This is a genomic window from Deinococcus hopiensis KR-140, from assembly GCF_900176165.1.
Taxonomy (GTDB): domain Bacteria; phylum Deinococcota; class Deinococci; order Deinococcales; family Deinococcaceae; genus Deinococcus; species Deinococcus hopiensis.
Genome location: NZ_FWWU01000009.1, coordinates 952,147 through 969,590 on the forward strand (window position 1 = coordinate 952,147; position 17,444 = coordinate 969,590).

At 61.8% G+C, this 17,444-nt stretch carries 24 protein-coding genes and 1 pseudogene; 14 read left to right on the forward strand and 11 right to left on the reverse strand.

The features are described from left to right. Window positions 1-96 precede the first annotated feature (96 nt). From B9A95_RS32460 to B9A95_RS18195, 4 genes are all read right to left on the reverse strand, one after another. Complete coding sequence (locus tag B9A95_RS32460; RefSeq protein WP_139806870.1) at window positions 97-468, reverse strand: hypothetical protein; 372 nt, start codon at window positions 466-468, stop codon at window positions 97-99. Window positions 469-790: 322 nt separating this feature from the next. Further along, entirely contained in the window at window positions 791-949 is a 159-nt protein-coding gene (locus tag B9A95_RS33920) for a hypothetical protein (protein WP_170928701.1), read from the reverse strand. A 145-nt stretch (window positions 950-1,094) separates the two neighbouring features. Then, window positions 1,095-1,313: a hypothetical protein gene (locus B9A95_RS18190; protein ID WP_084048586.1), complete on the reverse strand. Its 219-nt coding sequence runs from the start codon at window positions 1,311-1,313 to the stop codon at window positions 1,095-1,097. Then, window positions 1,310-1,657: a hypothetical protein gene (locus B9A95_RS18195; protein ID WP_084048587.1), complete on the reverse strand. Its 348-nt coding sequence runs from the start codon at window positions 1,655-1,657 to the stop codon at window positions 1,310-1,312. Before B9A95_RS18195 ends, B9A95_RS18190 begins: the two co-directional genes overlap by 4 nt. 200 nt (window positions 1,658-1,857) lie before the next feature. On the opposite strand from B9A95_RS18195, the gene B9A95_RS18200 reads away from it, so the two are divergent. Next, the gene (locus B9A95_RS18200; RefSeq protein ID WP_084048588.1) at window positions 1,858-2,094 is read left to right on the forward strand and encodes a helix-turn-helix domain-containing protein; all 237 of its coding nucleotides are present in this window, start codon (window positions 1,858-1,860) and stop codon (window positions 2,092-2,094) included. 205 nt (window positions 2,095-2,299) lie between these two features. On the opposite strand, the gene B9A95_RS32465 is transcribed toward B9A95_RS18200, so the two are convergent. Next, complete coding sequence (locus tag B9A95_RS32465) at window positions 2,300-2,698, reverse strand: hypothetical protein (protein ID WP_139806871.1); 399 nt, start codon at window positions 2,696-2,698, stop codon at window positions 2,300-2,302. 231 nt (window positions 2,699-2,929) lie between these two features. Here B9A95_RS32465 and B9A95_RS33925 point away from each other — a divergent pair, with 231 nt between their 5' ends. The 10 genes from B9A95_RS33925 (at window position 2,930) to B9A95_RS18245 (ending at window position 9,147) form a co-directional block, all read left to right on the forward strand. Continuing rightward, a complete protein-coding gene (locus B9A95_RS33925) occupies window positions 2,930-3,076 on the forward strand; it encodes a hypothetical protein (RefSeq protein WP_170928702.1) in 147 nt (48 codons plus the stop codon). Window positions 3,077-3,126: 50 nt separating this feature from the next. After that, window positions 3,127-3,312: a hypothetical protein gene (locus tag B9A95_RS18205; RefSeq protein ID WP_084048589.1), complete on the forward strand. Its 186-nt coding sequence runs from the start codon at window positions 3,127-3,129 to the stop codon at window positions 3,310-3,312. A gap of 846 nt (window positions 3,313-4,158) precedes the next feature. Further along, the gene (locus tag B9A95_RS36355) at window positions 4,159-4,281 is read left to right on the forward strand and encodes a hypothetical protein (protein ID WP_281255880.1); all 123 of its coding nucleotides are present in this window, start codon (window positions 4,159-4,161) and stop codon (window positions 4,279-4,281) included. A gap of 826 nt (window positions 4,282-5,107) precedes the next feature. Beyond that, window positions 5,108-5,530 carry a hypothetical protein gene (locus tag B9A95_RS18215; RefSeq protein ID WP_084048591.1) on the forward strand — a complete coding sequence of 141 codons (423 nt, stop codon included), beginning with the start codon at window positions 5,108-5,110 and terminating at the stop codon, window positions 5,528-5,530. Further along, the gene (locus B9A95_RS33935; RefSeq protein ID WP_170928704.1) at window positions 5,520-5,696 is read left to right on the forward strand and encodes a hypothetical protein; all 177 of its coding nucleotides are present in this window, start codon (window positions 5,520-5,522) and stop codon (window positions 5,694-5,696) included. The genes B9A95_RS18215 and B9A95_RS33935 overlap by 11 nt, the downstream gene beginning before the upstream one ends. Then, window positions 5,683-5,976 (forward strand): hypothetical protein, encoded by a 294-nt coding sequence (locus B9A95_RS18220; RefSeq protein WP_084048592.1) that lies wholly within the window; start codon window positions 5,683-5,685, stop codon window positions 5,974-5,976. The genes B9A95_RS33935 and B9A95_RS18220 overlap by 14 nt, the downstream gene beginning before the upstream one ends. Before the next feature lie 88 nt (window positions 5,977-6,064). Further along, complete coding sequence (locus B9A95_RS18225) at window positions 6,065-6,958, forward strand: glycoside hydrolase family 19 protein (protein WP_084048593.1); 894 nt, start codon at window positions 6,065-6,067, stop codon at window positions 6,956-6,958. 353 nt (window positions 6,959-7,311) lie between these two features. Next, window positions 7,312-7,518 (forward strand): hypothetical protein, encoded by a 207-nt coding sequence (locus B9A95_RS18230; RefSeq protein WP_139806872.1) that lies wholly within the window; start codon window positions 7,312-7,314, stop codon window positions 7,516-7,518. 343 nt (window positions 7,519-7,861) lie between these two features. Next, complete coding sequence (locus B9A95_RS18235; protein WP_084048595.1) at window positions 7,862-8,140, forward strand: hypothetical protein; 279 nt, start codon at window positions 7,862-7,864, stop codon at window positions 8,138-8,140. A 752-nt stretch (window positions 8,141-8,892) separates the two neighbouring features. After that, window positions 8,893-9,147 (forward strand): hypothetical protein, encoded by a 255-nt coding sequence (locus B9A95_RS18245; RefSeq protein ID WP_084048597.1) that lies wholly within the window; start codon window positions 8,893-8,895, stop codon window positions 9,145-9,147. A 348-nt stretch (window positions 9,148-9,495) separates the two neighbouring features. On the opposite strand, the gene B9A95_RS32470 is transcribed toward B9A95_RS18245, so the two are convergent. Next, the gene (locus B9A95_RS32470) at window positions 9,496-9,996 is read right to left on the reverse strand and encodes a hypothetical protein (protein WP_139806873.1); all 501 of its coding nucleotides are present in this window, start codon (window positions 9,994-9,996) and stop codon (window positions 9,496-9,498) included. 99 nt (window positions 9,997-10,095) lie between these two features. Between B9A95_RS32470 and B9A95_RS34685 the strand changes: the two are divergent. Beyond that, window positions 10,096-11,088, forward strand: a pseudogene (locus B9A95_RS34685) (IS630 family transposase). 171 nt (window positions 11,089-11,259) lie between these two features. Here the strand turns inward: B9A95_RS34685 and B9A95_RS18255 are convergent. Further along, window positions 11,260-11,475 carry a hypothetical protein gene (locus B9A95_RS18255; RefSeq protein ID WP_084048598.1) on the reverse strand — a complete coding sequence of 72 codons (216 nt, stop codon included), beginning with the start codon at window positions 11,473-11,475 and terminating at the stop codon, window positions 11,260-11,262. Between the two features lie 82 nt (window positions 11,476-11,557). Further along, window positions 11,558-11,740, reverse strand: coding sequence for a hypothetical protein (locus B9A95_RS18260; RefSeq protein ID WP_084048599.1), 183 nt, complete (start codon window positions 11,738-11,740; stop codon window positions 11,558-11,560). A gap of 271 nt (window positions 11,741-12,011) precedes the next feature. Between B9A95_RS18260 and B9A95_RS18265 the strand changes: the two genes are divergently transcribed. Both B9A95_RS18265 and B9A95_RS18270 read left to right on the forward strand, forming a co-directional pair. After that, window positions 12,012-12,257, forward strand: coding sequence for a helix-turn-helix domain-containing protein (locus B9A95_RS18265; RefSeq protein ID WP_084048600.1), 246 nt, complete (start codon window positions 12,012-12,014; stop codon window positions 12,255-12,257). 174 nt (window positions 12,258-12,431) lie between these two features. Then, window positions 12,432-12,689, forward strand: a complete 258-nt coding sequence (locus B9A95_RS18270) for a hypothetical protein (protein ID WP_139806874.1) — start codon at window positions 12,432-12,434, stop codon at window positions 12,687-12,689. 120 nt (window positions 12,690-12,809) lie between these two features. On the opposite strand, the gene leuS is transcribed toward B9A95_RS18270, so the two are convergent. The 3 genes from leuS to B9A95_RS35545 all read right to left on the reverse strand — a co-directional run bounded on the left by leuS (window position 12,810) and on the right by B9A95_RS35545 (window position 17,404). Next, entirely contained in the window at window positions 12,810-15,281 is a 2,472-nt protein-coding gene (leuS, locus tag B9A95_RS18275; RefSeq protein WP_084048602.1) for a leucine--tRNA ligase, read from the reverse strand. A gap of 237 nt (window positions 15,282-15,518) precedes the next feature. Continuing rightward, a complete protein-coding gene (locus tag B9A95_RS18280; protein ID WP_084048603.1) occupies window positions 15,519-16,202 on the reverse strand; it encodes a hypothetical protein in 684 nt (227 codons plus the stop codon). Next, window positions 16,202-17,404 carry a phage holin family protein gene (locus tag B9A95_RS35545; RefSeq protein WP_245808371.1) on the reverse strand — a complete coding sequence of 401 codons (1,203 nt, stop codon included), beginning with the start codon at window positions 17,402-17,404 and terminating at the stop codon, window positions 16,202-16,204. Before B9A95_RS35545 ends, B9A95_RS18280 begins: the two co-directional genes overlap by 1 nt. Between the last annotated feature and the right edge of the window lie 40 nt (window positions 17,405-17,444).

The following is a 17,444-nucleotide window of genomic DNA, read 5'->3' on the forward strand; positions in this document are numbered from 1 at the left end:
GAAACTGATGGTGGGCGAGATGTTCTGCAGCTGTGATGGAAGATCAAACTGAGCCATACGGGGATTTATATTTGAAGGTATACCTAGAAGATTTATCTATTTGAAGCGGCAAGTATACGTGTATCCTGTTCCATTATTATGATATGCAATGGTGACGCCTGATTTTGTGGTTGAACCCATGTATGCCATGTACAGATCTTTTTGAGCAAATTTACTTTTAAAAATAATTTTTCCACCGGATTGATTTGCCACCGACTGAAAGGAGTGGTCAAGAGCATTCATTGAAGTTTGAAAGTCTTGTAGGCTGAGTCCGGCGACGGGTTCTTTGGCATCTACTCGAGCGCAGTGTTTTCCAGCGAAAGCAAAAGCTTGAGTATCCACGCTTTTGAATATGACTTGACTAACGGGAAGAGCCAGAGTCATTGAAGTGCCAAGCAGGAAGCATGAAATGCTGAAAAATATACGCATAGAATCATGCTAATGAGAAATTCATCACCTTTTTCTTACTGGCTTTTGAAAGTTGCCGTCGCTGAAGCCAAGCTCAGCCTCGTCTTCGTTTGGCGCCACACCGGCTTAACGACTATTTTTGTTTATAGGGCGGGGTAAACCTGTGCACAAACCTCAGTCGTTCAGGTACTCTTCCGCATCAATCCCTTCCATCACGTTCCCCATCATCTCGCCGGTATCCTTGCGCACGTCGCCCGGCTTCTCCGGCTTCCACCCGTCGAATCGAATCTCCTGGGCACGCGCCCTGCTCCCGCTCCAATGCCTCCATCAGCAGGCGCGTCAGCTAGGGGCCGGTGGTGACCTCGTGCGGCTTCCTGTTCCAGGGGCTGCCGCTGTAGCTCGCGGCCATCCAGAGCCGCCCGTACTCCACCAGGGCGGCCCGGTCCGTCTCCACCCTGGGCAGCAGCTCGGCCATACGCGCCCGGCGCTCGTCAGACGTCACGCCAAGCCTCCCCAGGTTCCACGTGCCGCCCGGTAGGCAAGGGAGACCCCACACAGGTCCCGCTGGTACTGGGCCGCATCCCAGGCGATCAGGAGGGCACCGGTCCGCCCAGCCCAGCACCGCCCGCTCATGTCCCGCGCCCGGCTCACGTCGCCACTTCCGCATTCACGTTCACGAGGATCAGGCTCTCGTCGGTGGCCCGGCACGGTGCCACCTCCACCGTCATGCCCTTCAACTCGAGCAACGCTGCGAGGAGGGAGGCGCGCATCTCCGCACCCTCTCCTTCGGCGGCCGCCGCCAGGTGAACCATGCCTCCGGCCTTCCAGCCGGCGAGGGTCACGCCCATCAACTCGATCTGCTTCACACCGCCACCTCCGTCTCCAGGCCGAGCTGCCCGAAGGCGTAGCTGCGCACCGTGGCCGCGTCCTCTGCCGCGAGCGCCGCGAGGCCGGTCACCGTGCGGCCCAGGACTTCGCTGGCCAGGGCGGAGTGGCTGCGGTCGCCCAGGCGGCCGAGGGTGCGGTGCCCCTGGTGAGCCGTGGGGTTCCCGATGAGAGCGGGCGTGGGCAGGATGACTTCTTTTCTCGACGTGGGAAGCGCGGCCCAGCAGGTGGGAGGCCTCCACTTCATGTTCTCGTCGTCCACGATCTTGCTCGGGTTGCCGTCGTGGTCCCACCCCAGCGTCACGAGTTGGGCGGCGCGAATCACGCTGTACTCAAGGTCGGCAATGCGGGCTTCGTCGGCGACTGTTTTGGCGGGGGGTGGTAATGTTCATGGTGCTCCTTTTGCTCACAGGTGATGGAGTCAGAAGAGCAGCTGCTTTTCGAAGGGGAGTGCCTTTTCTGCTGAGGTGAATATGATACCCAATAATATGTTGGCGAGTATCATATGCGTGTTAATGTCATGGCATGGAAGACCTGGCTGAACAACTCCGCCAGGCCCTTAAGGCAAAGGGCATTACGCAGGTACAGCTCGCCGAGCACCTCCAAACCACTCAACCCGTCATCAGCCGCACACTCAAGGCCTCTGTCGTCAATGACCGGAGTCACTGGCCAGCCATCCTCGAACTACTTGGTCTGGAGCTTGTGCTTCAACCCAAGCTAGATACACCTATTGCCCTCGCCGAAGAACTCGAGCGGAGGTAGTACAGCCCCTGCTTCAGCCCAGGCAGTAGCCATAATGAAAGGAACCCCCACTGCCAGGTATGCAAGTGGGGGCCTTTTTTGTCCACAGGGTGGGGAGAAGTTGTGGCCAGCCAGGGGACTATTTTGCGTCTTCTACAACGATATGATGATCCGGCATTAACCCTACAACGGCTTAAACTCGTGTAGCACAGTAATCTCTAGCCTCTCAGGCCCCTCCAGACCCAGGTACAGCCGCGCGTGCCACGTATTGATCACCTCGCGCCGCTCTTCCAGGGTCTCCAGACTCGGCAGGTAACCCGCCCGCCATGGCCTGCGCCAGCTGCGTTACGTCCGGCGTGAGCTCAGCAGGGCGGGGGACAGAATCTCGCCCGAGTGTCCGTAGCTCCTCTCGCAGAGGAGCGAGGGCCGCATCAAGCACGTCAGCCGGCAGGTTAGGCGTCACCGCTCGCCGTACCGCCTCAGCCATGTGCCGCCGCAACTCGCCGATCCGTGCGCTGTGATCCGGGGCAGTCGGCGCGTTCCGGGTAACGGCCGCTGCCAGGAAGGCAGGGTCCTGCATCGCCTCCACGAACAATTGCCACCCTGCCTCATTGATGCTCGTCACAGTTCATCGCGCCGCGCAGCACTCCACCCCCACTCAGCCCGCACCCCGGTGCGTGAAGAGCAGGCCACGGTCAAGTGGCCGGCCTGATCAACAAAAACGCAGAGCCCTTAGGCCCTGCGCGTTCGGAAACCCTACACCTGCTGATCCAACTGGCCGGGGAACCAGGATCGCAGGCTCCGCTCCCAGGCGAGGTCTCAGATGCACTGTACTCCCCCCCTCATGCAGCCAGAAATGAGCAACCGTCGCTCATTCGCGCGCTCGGCCCGCCGGGCCATCTGCCTCACTCAGTCCGCGCCCGTAGCGCGTAATCGCTGGACAGCCCTGGCCGACGCCCTGGGCATGGAGATCGTGCTGCAGCCCAAGAGGCAGGAGCAGTGACCGACGGCCCTAAGGGAGGAATCCGAATCACCGGCCAAATGAGCGTTGGCATGCCAGACGGCCCCATTCGCCTCAAGGACTGGCTGGCGCTGCTCCCAGAGGAGGTCAAGCCCAGAACTGCATCCGGTGAAGCCGGTCTTCTCGTCGCTGATCGCCACGCCTTTGGGGTGTACGTCATCGCTGAGAAAGGGCAACAGCGGCGTGCTGAGGTGCAAGCCCTGCTGGCGAAGCAATGAAATCGCCCAACCCCTTCATGCAGTAACCGAAATCGAAAAACCCCCCACTCCCAGGTATGCCGGTGGGGGCTTTTTTTGTGCACAGGGTGGGGGAGAGGCTGTGACGACGAAGCTAGAATTGTGTCACGGTTTTACAACGATATTGATGATCGTAAAAGTCGGCACATAAGAAAATGGCTGCTGTGAACGGTGATTTCCACCTTCTCTGCTCCCTCAGGACCAATATGCAGTCGCACCTTCCATGTGTCCAACGCAGCCCGGCGCTCTTCCAGGTCCAGGGCGGATGGTCTGAACTACACCAACTACACGACCCGCCGCCCGTACTTCGGTGAGATTGACTGCGTGAGTCGGCACAGCGGTCTGGATAATGACAACGACAACGGCAGCACGTCACACGATGGCTGTATTGGCTTCAGAGTGAACGGCGTGTACTACGGCAACAAGGGACCGAATGAGGTGGATGTAGGAGCAAGTAGGACCTTCAACATCGGTTGCACGGCACACACCAGCACCGCCGTCGGAGCAACGGCAAACGCGAATTTCTACATTGCGACCGGGGGCAGCAGCGTGTTCCCAGGTACGGCTGCTATGTGGCTGCATGACTGCAACCTATGACCTCGTTGCTGCCACCAACAGCGCATGTACGTGAGGGACACGCCGTACATCACAGGCAGCGTCGGCGCTCTGAGCGCGTACTGACCCCAGCCCTTATCTACCCCGGAGTTCACTTCTCCGGGGGATTCGGCCCCTTTCCTCACCCCGCTCAGACCCCGGTCCTAGGCGGGTTCTCGTTTCGCATCAGGAGAGAAGGTAGTCAATCTGACAAAGACTCGCTAGGCTTGTGCCGTGAAGCGCTCCTACCGTAAGTACCTCTGGCATCTGAAGCGCAGCGACACCCCTGTGATGGCGGGTCTCGCGTTCGGTGTCATCGCGTTTACCCTCCTGATCATGCAGTTCTTGATGCGCTGATCCCACTGCAATCCCATCTACCCCGCCTCGCGCGGGGTTTTTCCATCCTTGCTCAGGCCCCAGCCCTAAGCGGATCATCGGTGGCAGAAGATGAGGAAGGCCCTAACGCCTTTTCAAGCACTGAGAGACGATAAACAAGCATTTTTTTACGAAATTTTTGTGCGGATATTGTCACTATGAATCATGATTCAGTTCCCGAACCCCTTCCAGCGGTTGGCGGTGGTAGTCCACCGCCCGGTTCCCACTGCGCCTGTTGTTCAAGCAGGCGTGGTGGTTCGGGAACAGGCACAACAGCCTGTGATGCCTCTTCAGGCACAACGTCCTATTGACTTTGACGACGTGATGCGCGCCTTTGGCTGCGAAGGCTAAATCACCTCAAACATCCGCTGCCCCCGCCTCGCGCGGGGGTTTTTCATTCCCCACCGTCTCCGGCGCAGTGGGATTGCTGCTGCCGGGAGAAAATGGAATCAAGCGGATTGACGCCAACGCACGCTCCAGCGTATGTCTTTACCTCCGCGGCTCACACGTACCTGGCGGCCGTCTTCAAGCTCCCAGATTTCCACGTACTCTGTAGGCTTGAGCCACTTGCCCGGCTTCGTGTAACGGTCTACCCGTCGTGTCGCGCGAACCGTTTCTCCACCTACACTCAGTTCAAGGCCAAAGTCGCTGTACTGAAGGATTTCCATTCCTCAGCCTAGTGTTTAATTTCTTACGTTTTAATGTCTTCTTAATGTAATTCGTACACTTAGTCAGCGCCCCTGCCTTCTTCCCACCCAGGTCTACCCCGGCCCCTGGGTAGTTCGTCATGCCGGGAGAAGAGGTGGCCATGCCCTCATTACTCCGCACCTGGCCCAAGCGCTTCCAGACCCACCTGCACGACCGGCACATCCTGGCGCGCCTCCTCATCGCGGGGCACACCTTCGGGTTTGGCCTGGTCTTCCTGCTGCGAGGCGACCTGATCCACAGCCAGACCAGCAAGAGCTACGGCGGCATGGCCTGGATGCCCCAAGCGGTCTGGGGCTGGCTGGCCGTGCTCACAGGCCTGACCCTCGTCCTCAGCGCCACGGACACGGGCAGACGTATTGCCTACCTCCTGGCGCTCTTCTGGATCAGCGTCGTCGTCTCGCTGATCCTCGGCTCAGGCACGATCTTGACCGGCACAACCACCTACGGCTGGACAGCCATCATCGTCTACAAGCTCCTGGCGGCCAGAAGCATCAACGAACCCGGGGAGCAGCATGGCCCCTGACTCCGCGCTGGTCACCGCGACCATCGGCACTGTAGGGACAGTGCTCATCGGCTTCCTGGGCTTCCTCAACGTGCGGATGACCAACGCCAAAACAAGCGAGCAGGCGCTCATTGACCGGCTTGAGAAGCGCATCGACAAGTTGGAAGAGAGCCTTGTCCGACGCTGAAACCAAAATCGCGCTGTTACAGCAGAAAAACAACAGTCTCGAAAAGGAGAATGACTCCCTCAAGGACCGCGTGCGCCTGCTGGAAAAAGGCGGTGCGGCAGCAGAACACCACAACCTCCGTCTGGCGGCCACCATCCAGCAACTGCAGCAAGAGAAAGACGCCCTCAACCGCGAGAACGGCGAACTGCACAGCCAACTGGCCGCAGTGGCCACCTGCCCCACGCAGGGCTGCCAGATGCGCGACATGGCCCGCCAGCTGGCCGATGGAGGCACCGTATGAACCTCACCCTGCAACCTGAGCACATCCGCGCGGTGGCGCCGCGCAACCCAGATCCGCAGGCGGTCGTCGATGCCCTGCCCTGCGGCCGGTGCTCGAGCGCCACGGCATTGACCGCAGCCCTGAGCGCCTGGGCATGTTTCTGGCACAGTGGGCGCACGAGTCTGAGTTCACCGGCGTGCGCGAGAACCTGCACTACTCTCAGGCCTCACGCATCTGCCAGACCTGGCCGCGCCGCTTCCCGACAGTGGCGAGTGCGAGCGCGGCCCCATTCGCTGGCAATCCGCAAGCACTGGCAAACCAGGTCTACAACGGACGGATGGGCAACCGGCCGGGCAGTAATGATGGCTGGACCTACCGGGGTGGCGGCTGGCCACAACTGACCGGACGCGACGCCTACCGCGCCTACAGGCAGCGCACCGAGCTGGACCTGGAAGGCAATCCCAACCTGATCCTGCAGGCCAGTGTCTCGGCCCAGGTGTGCGGCCTGTTCTGGACAGACCGGGGCCTGAACGCCGCAGCGGATCAGGGCGACATGGTGACGATCACGCAGCGCATCAACGGCGGGCAGAACGGGGCACAGGACCGCCTTGACCGCTACCACCGGGTGATTCCCATCCTGCGTGATCAGCAGGCGGCCCTGGCCGCCCAGGAAGAGCTCGTCCGCCCTTCGATTCCCTGGAAGCAGCTGTGGGTGAACGGGAGACAGATGGACCCGGCCACGGCCCGGGGTACACCTCGGGGAAGGCCGTGCCCGCCGTGGCAGGGGACATCCTCCTGGCTTCGGTGGGGATGCTCGGCGTTCATACCGCGAGGGGCATCAGTGCGGACCGGGCGAACGCTGCAAACAGCATCGCTCCGGTCCCAGTTGATCCGACAGATCCGGTACAGCAGGTCCCCACCCAGACCACTTCCCAGACGGGCGCCCTGCCCGATCTGCGGGCCCGCGATTAGGAGCACCCATGACCCCTCCTCCCGGTTCTGATCTCGTGAAAGCCAGCCTCGAAGCCCGCCGCAAGGCGGGCACCGTCATCCTGCAGACGCCGGCCCCAACGGCTACGCTGCGGCCTGTGCCGCTCTCTACAGGCCCCATGCCCACTGGCCAGCTTGTACCCATGCCTACGGGTCCAATGCCCTCCGGTCGCCCTGTGGGCCTGCCTGACCTCCCGGCTCCATCCCCACCTTCACCTGCCCCGCTTGATGGCACAGACCTGGCAGCCCTACTCACGCGCCTGCTGCCCCAGGTGCTCGGTGGCATCGATCAGATCAAGGCCGCACTCGGGGACAGACGGCTGAGCTTCCCCGAGGCCTTAGTCCCTCGCTACGACGGTGGCCGGAGTGGTGCGCTTGGCCGTGCGCGACGGGGCGCCGCTCGTGAAGGGCAAGAGCGCCGACGCCCTGGTGGTGCTGATCTTCGGCGTGGTGTTCGACCGGTATGCCGTGCCGTTGCTGCCCGTCTGGGTCCGGCGGTTTGCACCGGCGCTGAAGGTTGGGGCTGTGGCTGGATTGGAGATGCTGTACCGGGCGGTGGTGGAGAAGCGTTGAACAGATACAACTTAAGATTCAACCTGAAAAGAGGGTTTTTCACAGTAAGGCCCCCGTTAGGGGAAGCGACGCAATGTGATCTTCAGAACATAGACGAGGAGGAATGTATGCGACAGCAGTTGAGCAAGGCCATGGCAGCGTTACGCCGGAAAGTGACGGTACAAACCCCTCCACAGGTGAGCGTCATTCAGGCGAGAAGTCAGCCATCGACAACTGCCGTCAGCATGACGGACGTCCTTCGTGCGATGGGCTGCGAGGGCTAGAGAAAAGGTCAGAAGCACATTCTGACTTAATGTAGAAGCTGTAATGGAGCGTTAATGGGACATTTTCTAAGCTGACGTCCATGACTCCCATCAGCAGCGAGAAGCGGACAGAACTCCCCCCGAGCCTTGCCCTCCTGTTCATGATGGCGCTGACCTACTCCGCTTTGAACGCGTATTGGATTTCATTTGGTCTTCTCGGGCTGCTCGGCGTTTCCTTCTTAGTTGTTACGGCATTCGAACAAGTCCTTCTGCTGTGGGAAGCGTGGTCGCCGCAGACCTCCCTGCCGGCGTTAGCTGTCGAGGTGCCCTCGCTTCCTGAGACGGTGGAGGCGACGGGACTGGTACCCCAACTGGCATAAGCTGATTCATCCTCAGTCACTCCATAGGGCGGCCGTAAACACCCTCTCGCTTGTGGTTCACGTACAACTTACACCAGACGAGCGACCCCACCTTGCCTCGCGGCGGGTGAGACCTTTTGCGTGGTTGGGCTGGAGGCCCTGTACCGGGCCCTCGTCAAGCGAAAGGAGTAGGCTGGACTTGCGCGGAGGAACCCTGACTGTCTCTCCCCAAGCCCTCCCAGGTGTCAGGCCTGTGGAGGGGCGCTTTTGAGGCGCGGACAACTTGCGTCACTCGGCCCCACCTCGCCTCTCGGCGGGTGGGGCCTTTTTCGTTTACCCTCTCCCCATTCGGCCCGCCTCTGTAGACGATTTCAAATGTTCTTAACAATCTCTTTCTACCCTTGCAGCAGTTATGGCTCCCTCTGCTCGCCACGCCACGCTTACTGCACTGCGAAGCCTGTCCTCGAGGCGTCCACGCCTGGTCGTCGATCGACCTCAGGAGACTCCCCCAAGCTTGGCCCTTCTGCTCTATATGCTCCTGGCCTACGGAGCGCTGAACGCTTCTTGGGGGTTCTGCGGGGGTGTGGTTGCGGTGATGATCATCACCGTTGTTCGTGAAGTGATGTGGGCCAGACGCCCTTCCAGGGACCCCATCATCATGCTGGGTATGGATGGGATTGTTCCTGGGCCAGAGGGAGAAGCTGTGACTTCTCCTACGTAAAAGACTCCCCAAGGGGCGGGGGCTTTTTTGCATAGGAGTTACCCTGTTTCCCATGCGCCCCGCTGACCTGACCCCCGTGGAGATCGCTGACCAGCTGCACGCCGCGTACCAGGAGGACCGCCGTCTCGCTCCTGCTGGACCGGACGAGGAAGAGCGCCTGGCCCTCGCGGACTACCTGGGTTGCCATGAGGAAGCCAGGGCTGAAGCGTGGGAAGCTTGGCACACCGTATTGGAGTTGGAAGGGCATGACGTGGGCGACGCCGAATACTGGCTGGATGTTGAGTTCGTCGAGCCTTGCCCAGAATAAGAATGCTTCCAGTGCAGGGTCCGCAATGCTCCTGCTGCCCGTCTGGGTCCGGCCGTTCGCACTAGCGCTCAAGGCTCTGGCTGGACTCGAGGCGCCGTATTGGGCGGTGGTGAAGAGACGCGGGTGACACGTTTGTCAGTCAACGGGGCATAGCTTCTGGACATGCCACGTCCCTTCTCGACTCGAATTCTGGTCCTTCTCCTGGTCGCGGGGGCCCTCCTCACGTTGGACGCCGTGAGTTCTGGACTGCTCTCCATCTAAGGCACTGGCAACTTGCGCCAAACGAAAGGCCCCACCTTGCCTTGCGGCGGATGGGGCTTTTTTTCATAGCTGGTGGATTGTCATGTATTACTGTGGTGTCATAATGCAACTTCCTGGCTTTGCATTCTCGGTATCAATACGTCTGCGTGACCCGGCGTAGGAGGAAAACTCTTGCTTGTATTCGAACAAAACGCCTTGAAACTCACCGGATGTTCCCTTCTTTGTGGGCGCGTCGATGACGCACTCCAAGATTGTTCCCACGGGAGATCCAAACTGACCGCTGGCTTGTGTTGCGGTCAAAGTTTCGCCGAATACGTCATTCTCATAGTAAAAATCGCTTAGTTCTACGCCAGATGAGGTCTTGGCAACCTCATTATAGTAATGGAAAAATGACTTACCTTCCTTCTTAGGAGTGCTCACGTAACCAGTCCAATTAACGTTCCTGCCTTCGGCGGTCTTGCCTTCTATGCGCCAAGTCTGTCCTGGTTTGATGGGGGCTTTTTCGGCCCCTGTAGGCAGAGCGTTCGGGGCGCATGCGTTTAAGGCAACGGCGGTGGCAGTAGCGAGCATAGGAAAAAGAAAACGCACGCGCGCACTGTACAGCATCCCCCCTGTTTCCCAATGCTTGAAATGAGCAAGGAATGTCTATTGATCCCGGCATAAGTTTGGAGGAGTAAATTGTGGGGTATGGCTGGATGGATGCCCTCCAAACGGACACGCGCACAGCTCGAAGAACGCCGCCTCGCGGCCCTGGAATGGATCAACGCTGGACAGCATAAACACCAGGAAATCGCGGATCATTTCGGCATTTCGCTGCGCACGGTGGAGACGTGGAAAGAGCGGCTGAAGAAGCAGGGCCACTGGAGTGCCACGGTGTCGACAGGACGTCCCCGTCAGATGACCGAGGAGCAGCGCGAACAGTTGCGGGCCCTCCTGCAGGAGGGCCCGCGGGCACACGGCTTTGCGGACCCCACGTGGACGACGCCGCGTGTGCGGGAAGTGCTGGGCTTGCTGGGGATCTGGCATCACCGCGACCATGTGCGGAAGGTGCTGCACGGACTGGGTTGGACACCCCAGAAACCGGAGAGCCGAGCCCTGGAGCGTGACGAGAAACGCGTGATGACTTGGGTCGAGACCGTACGACCCGAGGTCGAAAAAAAAGGTGGCCCAGGGGACCACGCTGGTCTATCTCGATGAGGTGGGCTTCAGCCTCAAGGGTGTCAAGAGGAGAACCTGGTCGCCCAGGGGCGTCACGCCCCTGGTTCCCTTGCCTGCCAACTGGGAAAAGCTTTCGACGATTGGCGCCATCGCCTCTTCAGGGCACTTTTTTCAGCACACCAAAGCACGCGCGATCCGAGGAGACGATGTCATCGCCTTCTTCAAGCACCTTCTCAAGCATCTCCAAGGGGACTTGGTCATCGTCTTGGACAACGCGGGTATTCACCGGACGAAGGCCCTTTTGGCCTTCGTCGAGCAGACCCCTCGCCTCTCGCTGGTGTATCTGCCGCCGTAGGCTCCTGAACTCAATCCCATCGAGCGCGTTTGGGCATACGTCAAGCAGCACCTGCTCGGGAACTTCTGTGCCCGGACCCTGGATGAGCTGAAGAAGAAGCTGCCCCCTGCTTGGCACGCGTTCGGCACACCCGCCTCCCTGCTCGCCTCCTCGCAACTCAAACTTAAGCCGAGATCAATAGGATGGAAATAACGCTTACTGCCTCCAAGTTCCACGTGCCGCCCGGTAGGCAGGGGAGACCCGGCACAGGTCCCGCTGGTATTGGGCCGCATCCCAGGCGATCAGGAGGGCACGGGTGCGCCCAGCCCAGCACCGCCCGCTCATGTCCCGCGCCCGGCTCACGCGGCCACTTCCGCATTCACGTTCACGAGGATCAAGCTCTCGTCGGTGGCCCGGCACGGTGCCACCTCCACCGTCATACCCTTCAGTTCGAGCAACGCTGCGAGGAGGGAGGCGCGCATCTCCGCATCCTCTCCTTCGGCGGCCGCCAGGTGAACCGTGCCTCCGGCCTTCCAGCCGGCGAGGATCACGCCCATCAACTCAAGCTGCTTCACGCCGCCACCTCCAGGCCGAGCTGCCCGAAGGCGTAGCTGCGCACCGTGGCCGCGTCCTCTGCCGCGAGCGCCGCGAGGCTGGTCACCGTGCGGCCCAGCACCTCGCTGGCCAGGGCGGAGTGGCGAGGGTGCGGTGCAGCTGGTGAGCCACGGGGTTCCCGATGGGAGCCGGGGTGGGGAGGATGACTTCCTCGATCTTCTTGACCTGGGAAGCGCGATCCAGCAGGCGGGAGGCCTCCACGAAGTTCGCGTTCTCCCCATCCACGACCGCGCTCAGGTTGCCACTACGCCCTGGCCAGCGTCACGAAGTGGGTGGTGACGTTGCGGATCACGCCGTACTCGACATCGGCGATGCGGGCCTTGTAGGTGATGGTTTTGGCGCGGGGAGTGGTAATGTTCATGGTGCTCCTTGTGCTAGGTGCTGGGGGAGTCAGAAGGCCGGGGATTCTTCGCGGGAACCCGGCTTTTCTGCTGTCCTTATAATAACCGCACGGTTAACTATCGTCAATAACCGTGCGGTTAACTATGCTGGGCGTATGACCTGGAGTGAACTCGAACAACTGCTGCGAGAACACGCGAAGAAGCAGCCGCGTGGATTCCAAGCAGCGCTCGCCAAGAAGTTGGAAGTCAAACCGCCTATGGTCGCGCAGGCGTTGGCGGGCATCAAGCGTATCCCCCCCGAATGGCTCGGTCCCATGACAGAGTTAATGGGCCTGAAACTCGTGCTTCAGCCCAAGCTGGATGCACCTATTGCCCTCGCCGAAGAACTCGAGCGGAGGTAGTACAGCCCCTGCTTCAGCCCAAGCAGTAGCCATAATGAAAGGAACCCCCACAGCTGTGAGGCAGCAGGCGGGGCCTTTTTTGTTCACGCAGTAGGGGAGAGGTTGTGAACCAGGAGATCAAGCGGAAACAGATGCGTGACACACTTGTCATTCCGGGGGGCTTACCTTCGTGGAATGAGGTCGAAACGTGGGGGCGACATTCGGATCATTGACCAAATGATTGCCGTCATGCCAGACGTCCCCATTCGCCTTAAGGACTGGCTGACACTTCTCCCCGAGGAGGTCAAGCCCAGAACTGCATCCGGTGAAGCTGGTCTTCTCGTCGCTGAGCGCCTCGCGACCCGTGATCGCCACGCCTTCGGGACGTACGTCATCACCGAGAAAGGGCAACAACGCCGTGCGGAGATGCAGGTCCTGCTGGCGAAGCAATGAAATCGTTCAAACCCCTTCAGGCCATAGTCATAATGGAAAGAACCCCCACTGCCAGGTATGCAAGTGGGGGCCTTCCTTTTGTCCACAGGGTGGGGGAGAGGCTGTGGACAATCTAGGAATTTATTTCGCGTCTTTTACAACGATATTGATGATTCGCCCCGGTACGTAAATCTCCTTCACGGTCGTTTTGCCCTCCGTAAAGCGGGCTACGTCGGGATGAGCGCGGGCGGCGGCCAGAGCTTCTTCTTGCGTTGCCGTCTTGGCGATGTCCACCTGGCCACGCACCTTGCCGTTCACCTGCACGCCGATGGTCACCGTGTCGCGGGTGGCCGCCGCCTCGTCCACCTCAGGCCATGCCTGGGTGTGGACGCTGCCCTCTCCGCCGCGCTCGGTCCAGATCTCCTCGGCGATATGCGGCACGAAGGGAGCCAGCATCAGGTTCAGGACGTTCAGCGCTTCGTCGTAGGCGGGTGTCTGCCGCACCGGGCTCCGCTTGGCGTCCAAAATCGCGTCGGTCAACACGTTCAGTGAGGCGAAGATGGTGTTGAAGTCCATGCGCTCGTAGTCGCCTGAGACTTTTTTCAGGGTGGAGTGCACAGCGTAGCGCAGTTCGGCTTCCGTCGTGGCGCGGGCCGGGCCGGGGGCCTCCTCCTCGAAGTACAGCCGCCACACGCGCGACAGCCAGCGCGAGGGACCCTGGATGCCACTGGGGTCCCAAGGTCCGCCGTCCTCCCAGGGGGCGATGGACATCAAATAGGCGCGCACCGTGTCCACGCCGTACTCGCGCACCAGATCGTCGGGGTCCACCACGTTGCCGCGTGACTTGCTCATCTTCTCGCCGTCGGGACCCAGGATCATGCCCTGGTTGCGCAGCCAGCGGAAGGGCTCGCTCTGGGTGGTCAGACCCATGTCGCGCATCGCCTTGGTCCAGAAGCGCGAGTACAGCAGGTGCAGGATGGCGTGCTCGATGCCGCCCGTGTACAGGTCCACCGGCAGCAAATGGCTCTGGGCGGAATCGAAGGGCCGCGTGTCGTCGTGGGGCGACAGGTAGCGGTACATGTACCAGCTCGAATCCACGAAGGTGTCCATCGTGTCCGTATCGCGCTCGGCCTCGCCGCCGCAGACGGGACAGGCGGTGCGGGTCCACTCCCGGTCCAGCTTCAGCGGGCTCTGGCCGGTGGGCGTGAATTCTACGTTTTCCGGCAGGCGGACGGGCAACTGATCCTCGGGGACGGGCTGCGCGCCGTGCTCGGGGCAGTACACAATCGGGATGGGTGTGCCCCAGTAGCGCTGGCGCGACACCAGCCAGTCGCGCAGGCGAAAGGTGGTCCTGGCCTTCGCCACCCCCCTCTCTTCCAGCCGCCCGGTCACGGTGGCGATGCTCGCTTTGCCACCGGGCAGGCCGTCAAACTCGCCGGAGTTCACGATCAGGCCTTCGCCGACGTAGGCCGCCTCAGCATGCTCGCCCATACCCTCGCTGCCTTCCGGGCGGATAACCTCCCTGATCTCCAGTCCAAATTTGCGCGCGAAGGCGAAGTCGCGTTCGTCGTGGGCCGGCACGGCCATGATGGACCCAGTACCGTACGTGACCAGCACGTAGTCAGCCACCCAGATCGGCAGTTGGTGCCCGGAAACCGGGTGGGTGGCGTAGCTCCCGGTAAACACGCCTGTCTTCTCGCCCGCGTCCTGCTGGCGCTCCACGTCGGTCTTGCGTCCAGCAGCGGCGACGTAGGCTTCCACCTCGGTGCGCTGCCCATCGGTGGTCAGCGCCGTGACCTTGGCGTGTTCGGGGGCCAGCACCAGGAACGTCGCGCCCATCAGGGTGTCAGGCCGGGTGGTAAAGACCGTCTCTGGGCCAGCGGGGGTGCCGAAGGTGATCTCGGCACCCACCGATTTGCCGATCCAGTTGGTCTGCATCAGGCGCACGCGCTCGGGCATGTCTGCGTCGCCGAAGTCCAGCAGTTCGTCGGCGTAGTCGGTGATCTTCAGGTACCACTGGCTCAGGTTGCGCCGCTCTACCGCTGCGCCGCAGCGTTCGCAATGGCCGTTCACCACCTGCTCGTTGGCCAGCACGGTCTGGTCCTTGGGGCACCAGTTCACCAGGCCACCCTTCTTGTAGGCCAGGCCACGCCGGAAGAACTCGGTGAAAAACCACTGGTTCCAGCGGTAGTACTCGGGGTCACAGGTGGCGAAGCGGCGGCTCCAGTCGATCATGGTGCCCATGCGTTGAAATTGCCCGGTCATGTACTCGATGTTCGAGTAGGTCCACTTGGCCGGGTCCACTCCGTTTTTGATCGCCGCGTTCTCGGCGGGCAGGCCAAAGGCGTCGAAGCCCATAGGGAAAAAGACGTTGTAACCGCGCATCCGCATCCAGCGGGCGCGGGCGTCGGGGGCCACGTTGGCGTACCAGTGGCCGATGTGCAGATTTCCGCTGGGATACGGAAACATGGTCAGGGCGTAGTGCTTGGTCTTGGATGGGTCCTCGCGGAAGGTGTACAGTCCGTCCCGTTCCCAGCGTTCCTGCCACTTGCTCTCCGTGGCGTGGGGATTGTAGCGCTCGCTGCGGGGTTCGGCGATGTCAGGTTTTGTCACGTCGGTTCCTCCAGGTTTTGAACTTTGGGCAAAGAAAAGCCCCGGCCTACACACAGCCGGGGACACACGCTCAAGCTTTTGCGGCTAGGCGAGTCGTCCCCGGGTGGTAAGCGCAGAGCGGATCATGTCGCCCAGTGTAGCCCAAGCGGGCAGCGCTGTGCAGCCTCACGGAGAGGCAGACTTCTAAAAAAGGGCTGGAAGTCTCACGAGAGAACTTCCAGCCCACCTCCTTGCCGATCAGCGCAGGTTGGGATTGGCTTTTTCCTGCGGCTCAATGACGCTGCCCTGCGCCTTGGCCTCCACCACGCCGACGGGTGTGGGGAGGACGCTGCTCTTGTGACCCGCCGCCGAGCTCCCGGTGGGGATGGTCTCAGCGCTCGCTTCGGCCTCGGGGTGCTTCTTGAGGAAGGAGGCTGCGCCCCCGCCCGTCACCGCTTTGGGGGGGACGGGCTGAGCGGGGCGGGGTTGGGGAGACTGGGTTTTCGCGCCGACGTCGTGCTTGTGGCCGTCCGGCCTGTGCCCTGGCTGACCAGCCTTGTCGAGCAGGTTGTTCGCCATTTCTTCCAGGCGCGGCGTGATCACCTTGTCGTTCAGCGCCCGGAAGGCCAGGGTGGTCAGCGTGGCGACAAGCGCGCCGCCCACGCCGCCCTTACCCTTTTCCTTCTTCTGTGCCTTGATGAGGGCCTTTTGCTCCTTCTCAGGGCTGTAGGCGTCCACGTAGACCTTCTTGCTGCGCTTGAGCTGTCGCCCCGCCACCAGGCCCACCACGGCCCCGACGGCCGAAGCGCCGCCCAGCAGCTTGAGGGGTTCTTTCTGCATCTGCATCTGTAGGCTGGCCTGCTGCGCCAGAACGTCTACACTGGCCTTCAGTCGGGCGCGGGCTTCCTCGCGTTCGTCGCGGTATTCACCTTGGTGGGTCATCAGTATCCCTCCTTTTTCATGTCCTCGCGGAAGGTGGGGGTGGTGCTCACGCTGATGCCGGGCTCGTCTTTCAGGACCACCGGGTGCTGAATGTTGGGGTCATGCTTCTTGTCGTGCCCGCCGTGGCCGCCATGCCCGGCGTTATGCGTCTCGGAGCCGTCGAGCTTCTTGTTCAGGCCGTTGCCGTACACCTGGGGCGAGCCGTCCTCGTTGGCCTCGTACACGGGCAGACGCACCTGTCCGGCGTCGGTGCCGCGTAACTCGGTGCCGCTGGGCACGCCCTCGCGCACCGTCAGGCTGTCCTGCAGGCCCTGGCCCTGATCGCGCACATTCACGCCTGGATCGCCCGCCGTGAAGCCCGAGGTGCTGACGCCGGACCGCACTGTGCCGCGCGCCACGTCTCCCGCCATGCCGATGGACTCGGCGCTCGCGCGGGTGCCCGAATGGAAGGGGCCGCTGGAGGCGATGTTGTCGCGTTCGTCACCGGTCATGGGATAGCGCTTCTCCCCGAAGTCTCCGGTCTGGAGGGTATCGCCCTGCGCCCGGCCTCCCCGCACGGCGCTCCCCATGACTGAAGCGTCGTGGGCGGCGCCCAGCCTCACGGAACCCGTTGTGCCGGAGCCAGATGAGGCGGAGCCAGACGTGACGACCACGCGGGGGGCGTTGCCATCCACCACGGTGGAGGAACCTGCGGTATGGCCCTGACTGCGTCCCCCGGTCTCGTGAGGGGCAGGACCTGTGCTCACGCTGACCGGGCCGTGCGCCGTGGTGGCGCTCACGCGGGCGGCGTTCGCCTTGGCAGCCAGTTCGGCCTGGTACTGCGCCTCCAGACGCTCGTCCTCGCTCACCGGACCCCGCGGCAGGCGCGGCTCGTCGTTCGGCACCTCGGCCCCGAGCTTCTTGATGCCCATCAAGACGAGCGCTCCAGTCAGGGCAAAGGCCACCAGCGCGATCAGCAGGGCCGCCGCCCAGGCCCCCAGTCCCAGGCGCATTAGGCCGTAGAACACCGCCAGAATCAGGAAGATCAGGCCCATCAGCAGCGGTCCCACCGCGCCCAGCAGCAGCACCAGCCCGAGGCCCTTGGCCTTCGCCACATTGCCCACCTGTCGGCCCACCGCGCGGATCTCCGTCTTGACAAGCGTGACGCCCGCGTCGAACACATCGACGAGCGCCCCTCCCAAACTCTTGCGTTCTTCGTGCATGCTTTCCTCCGGCATGATGTGCTCCCACCACGCGGCAGGA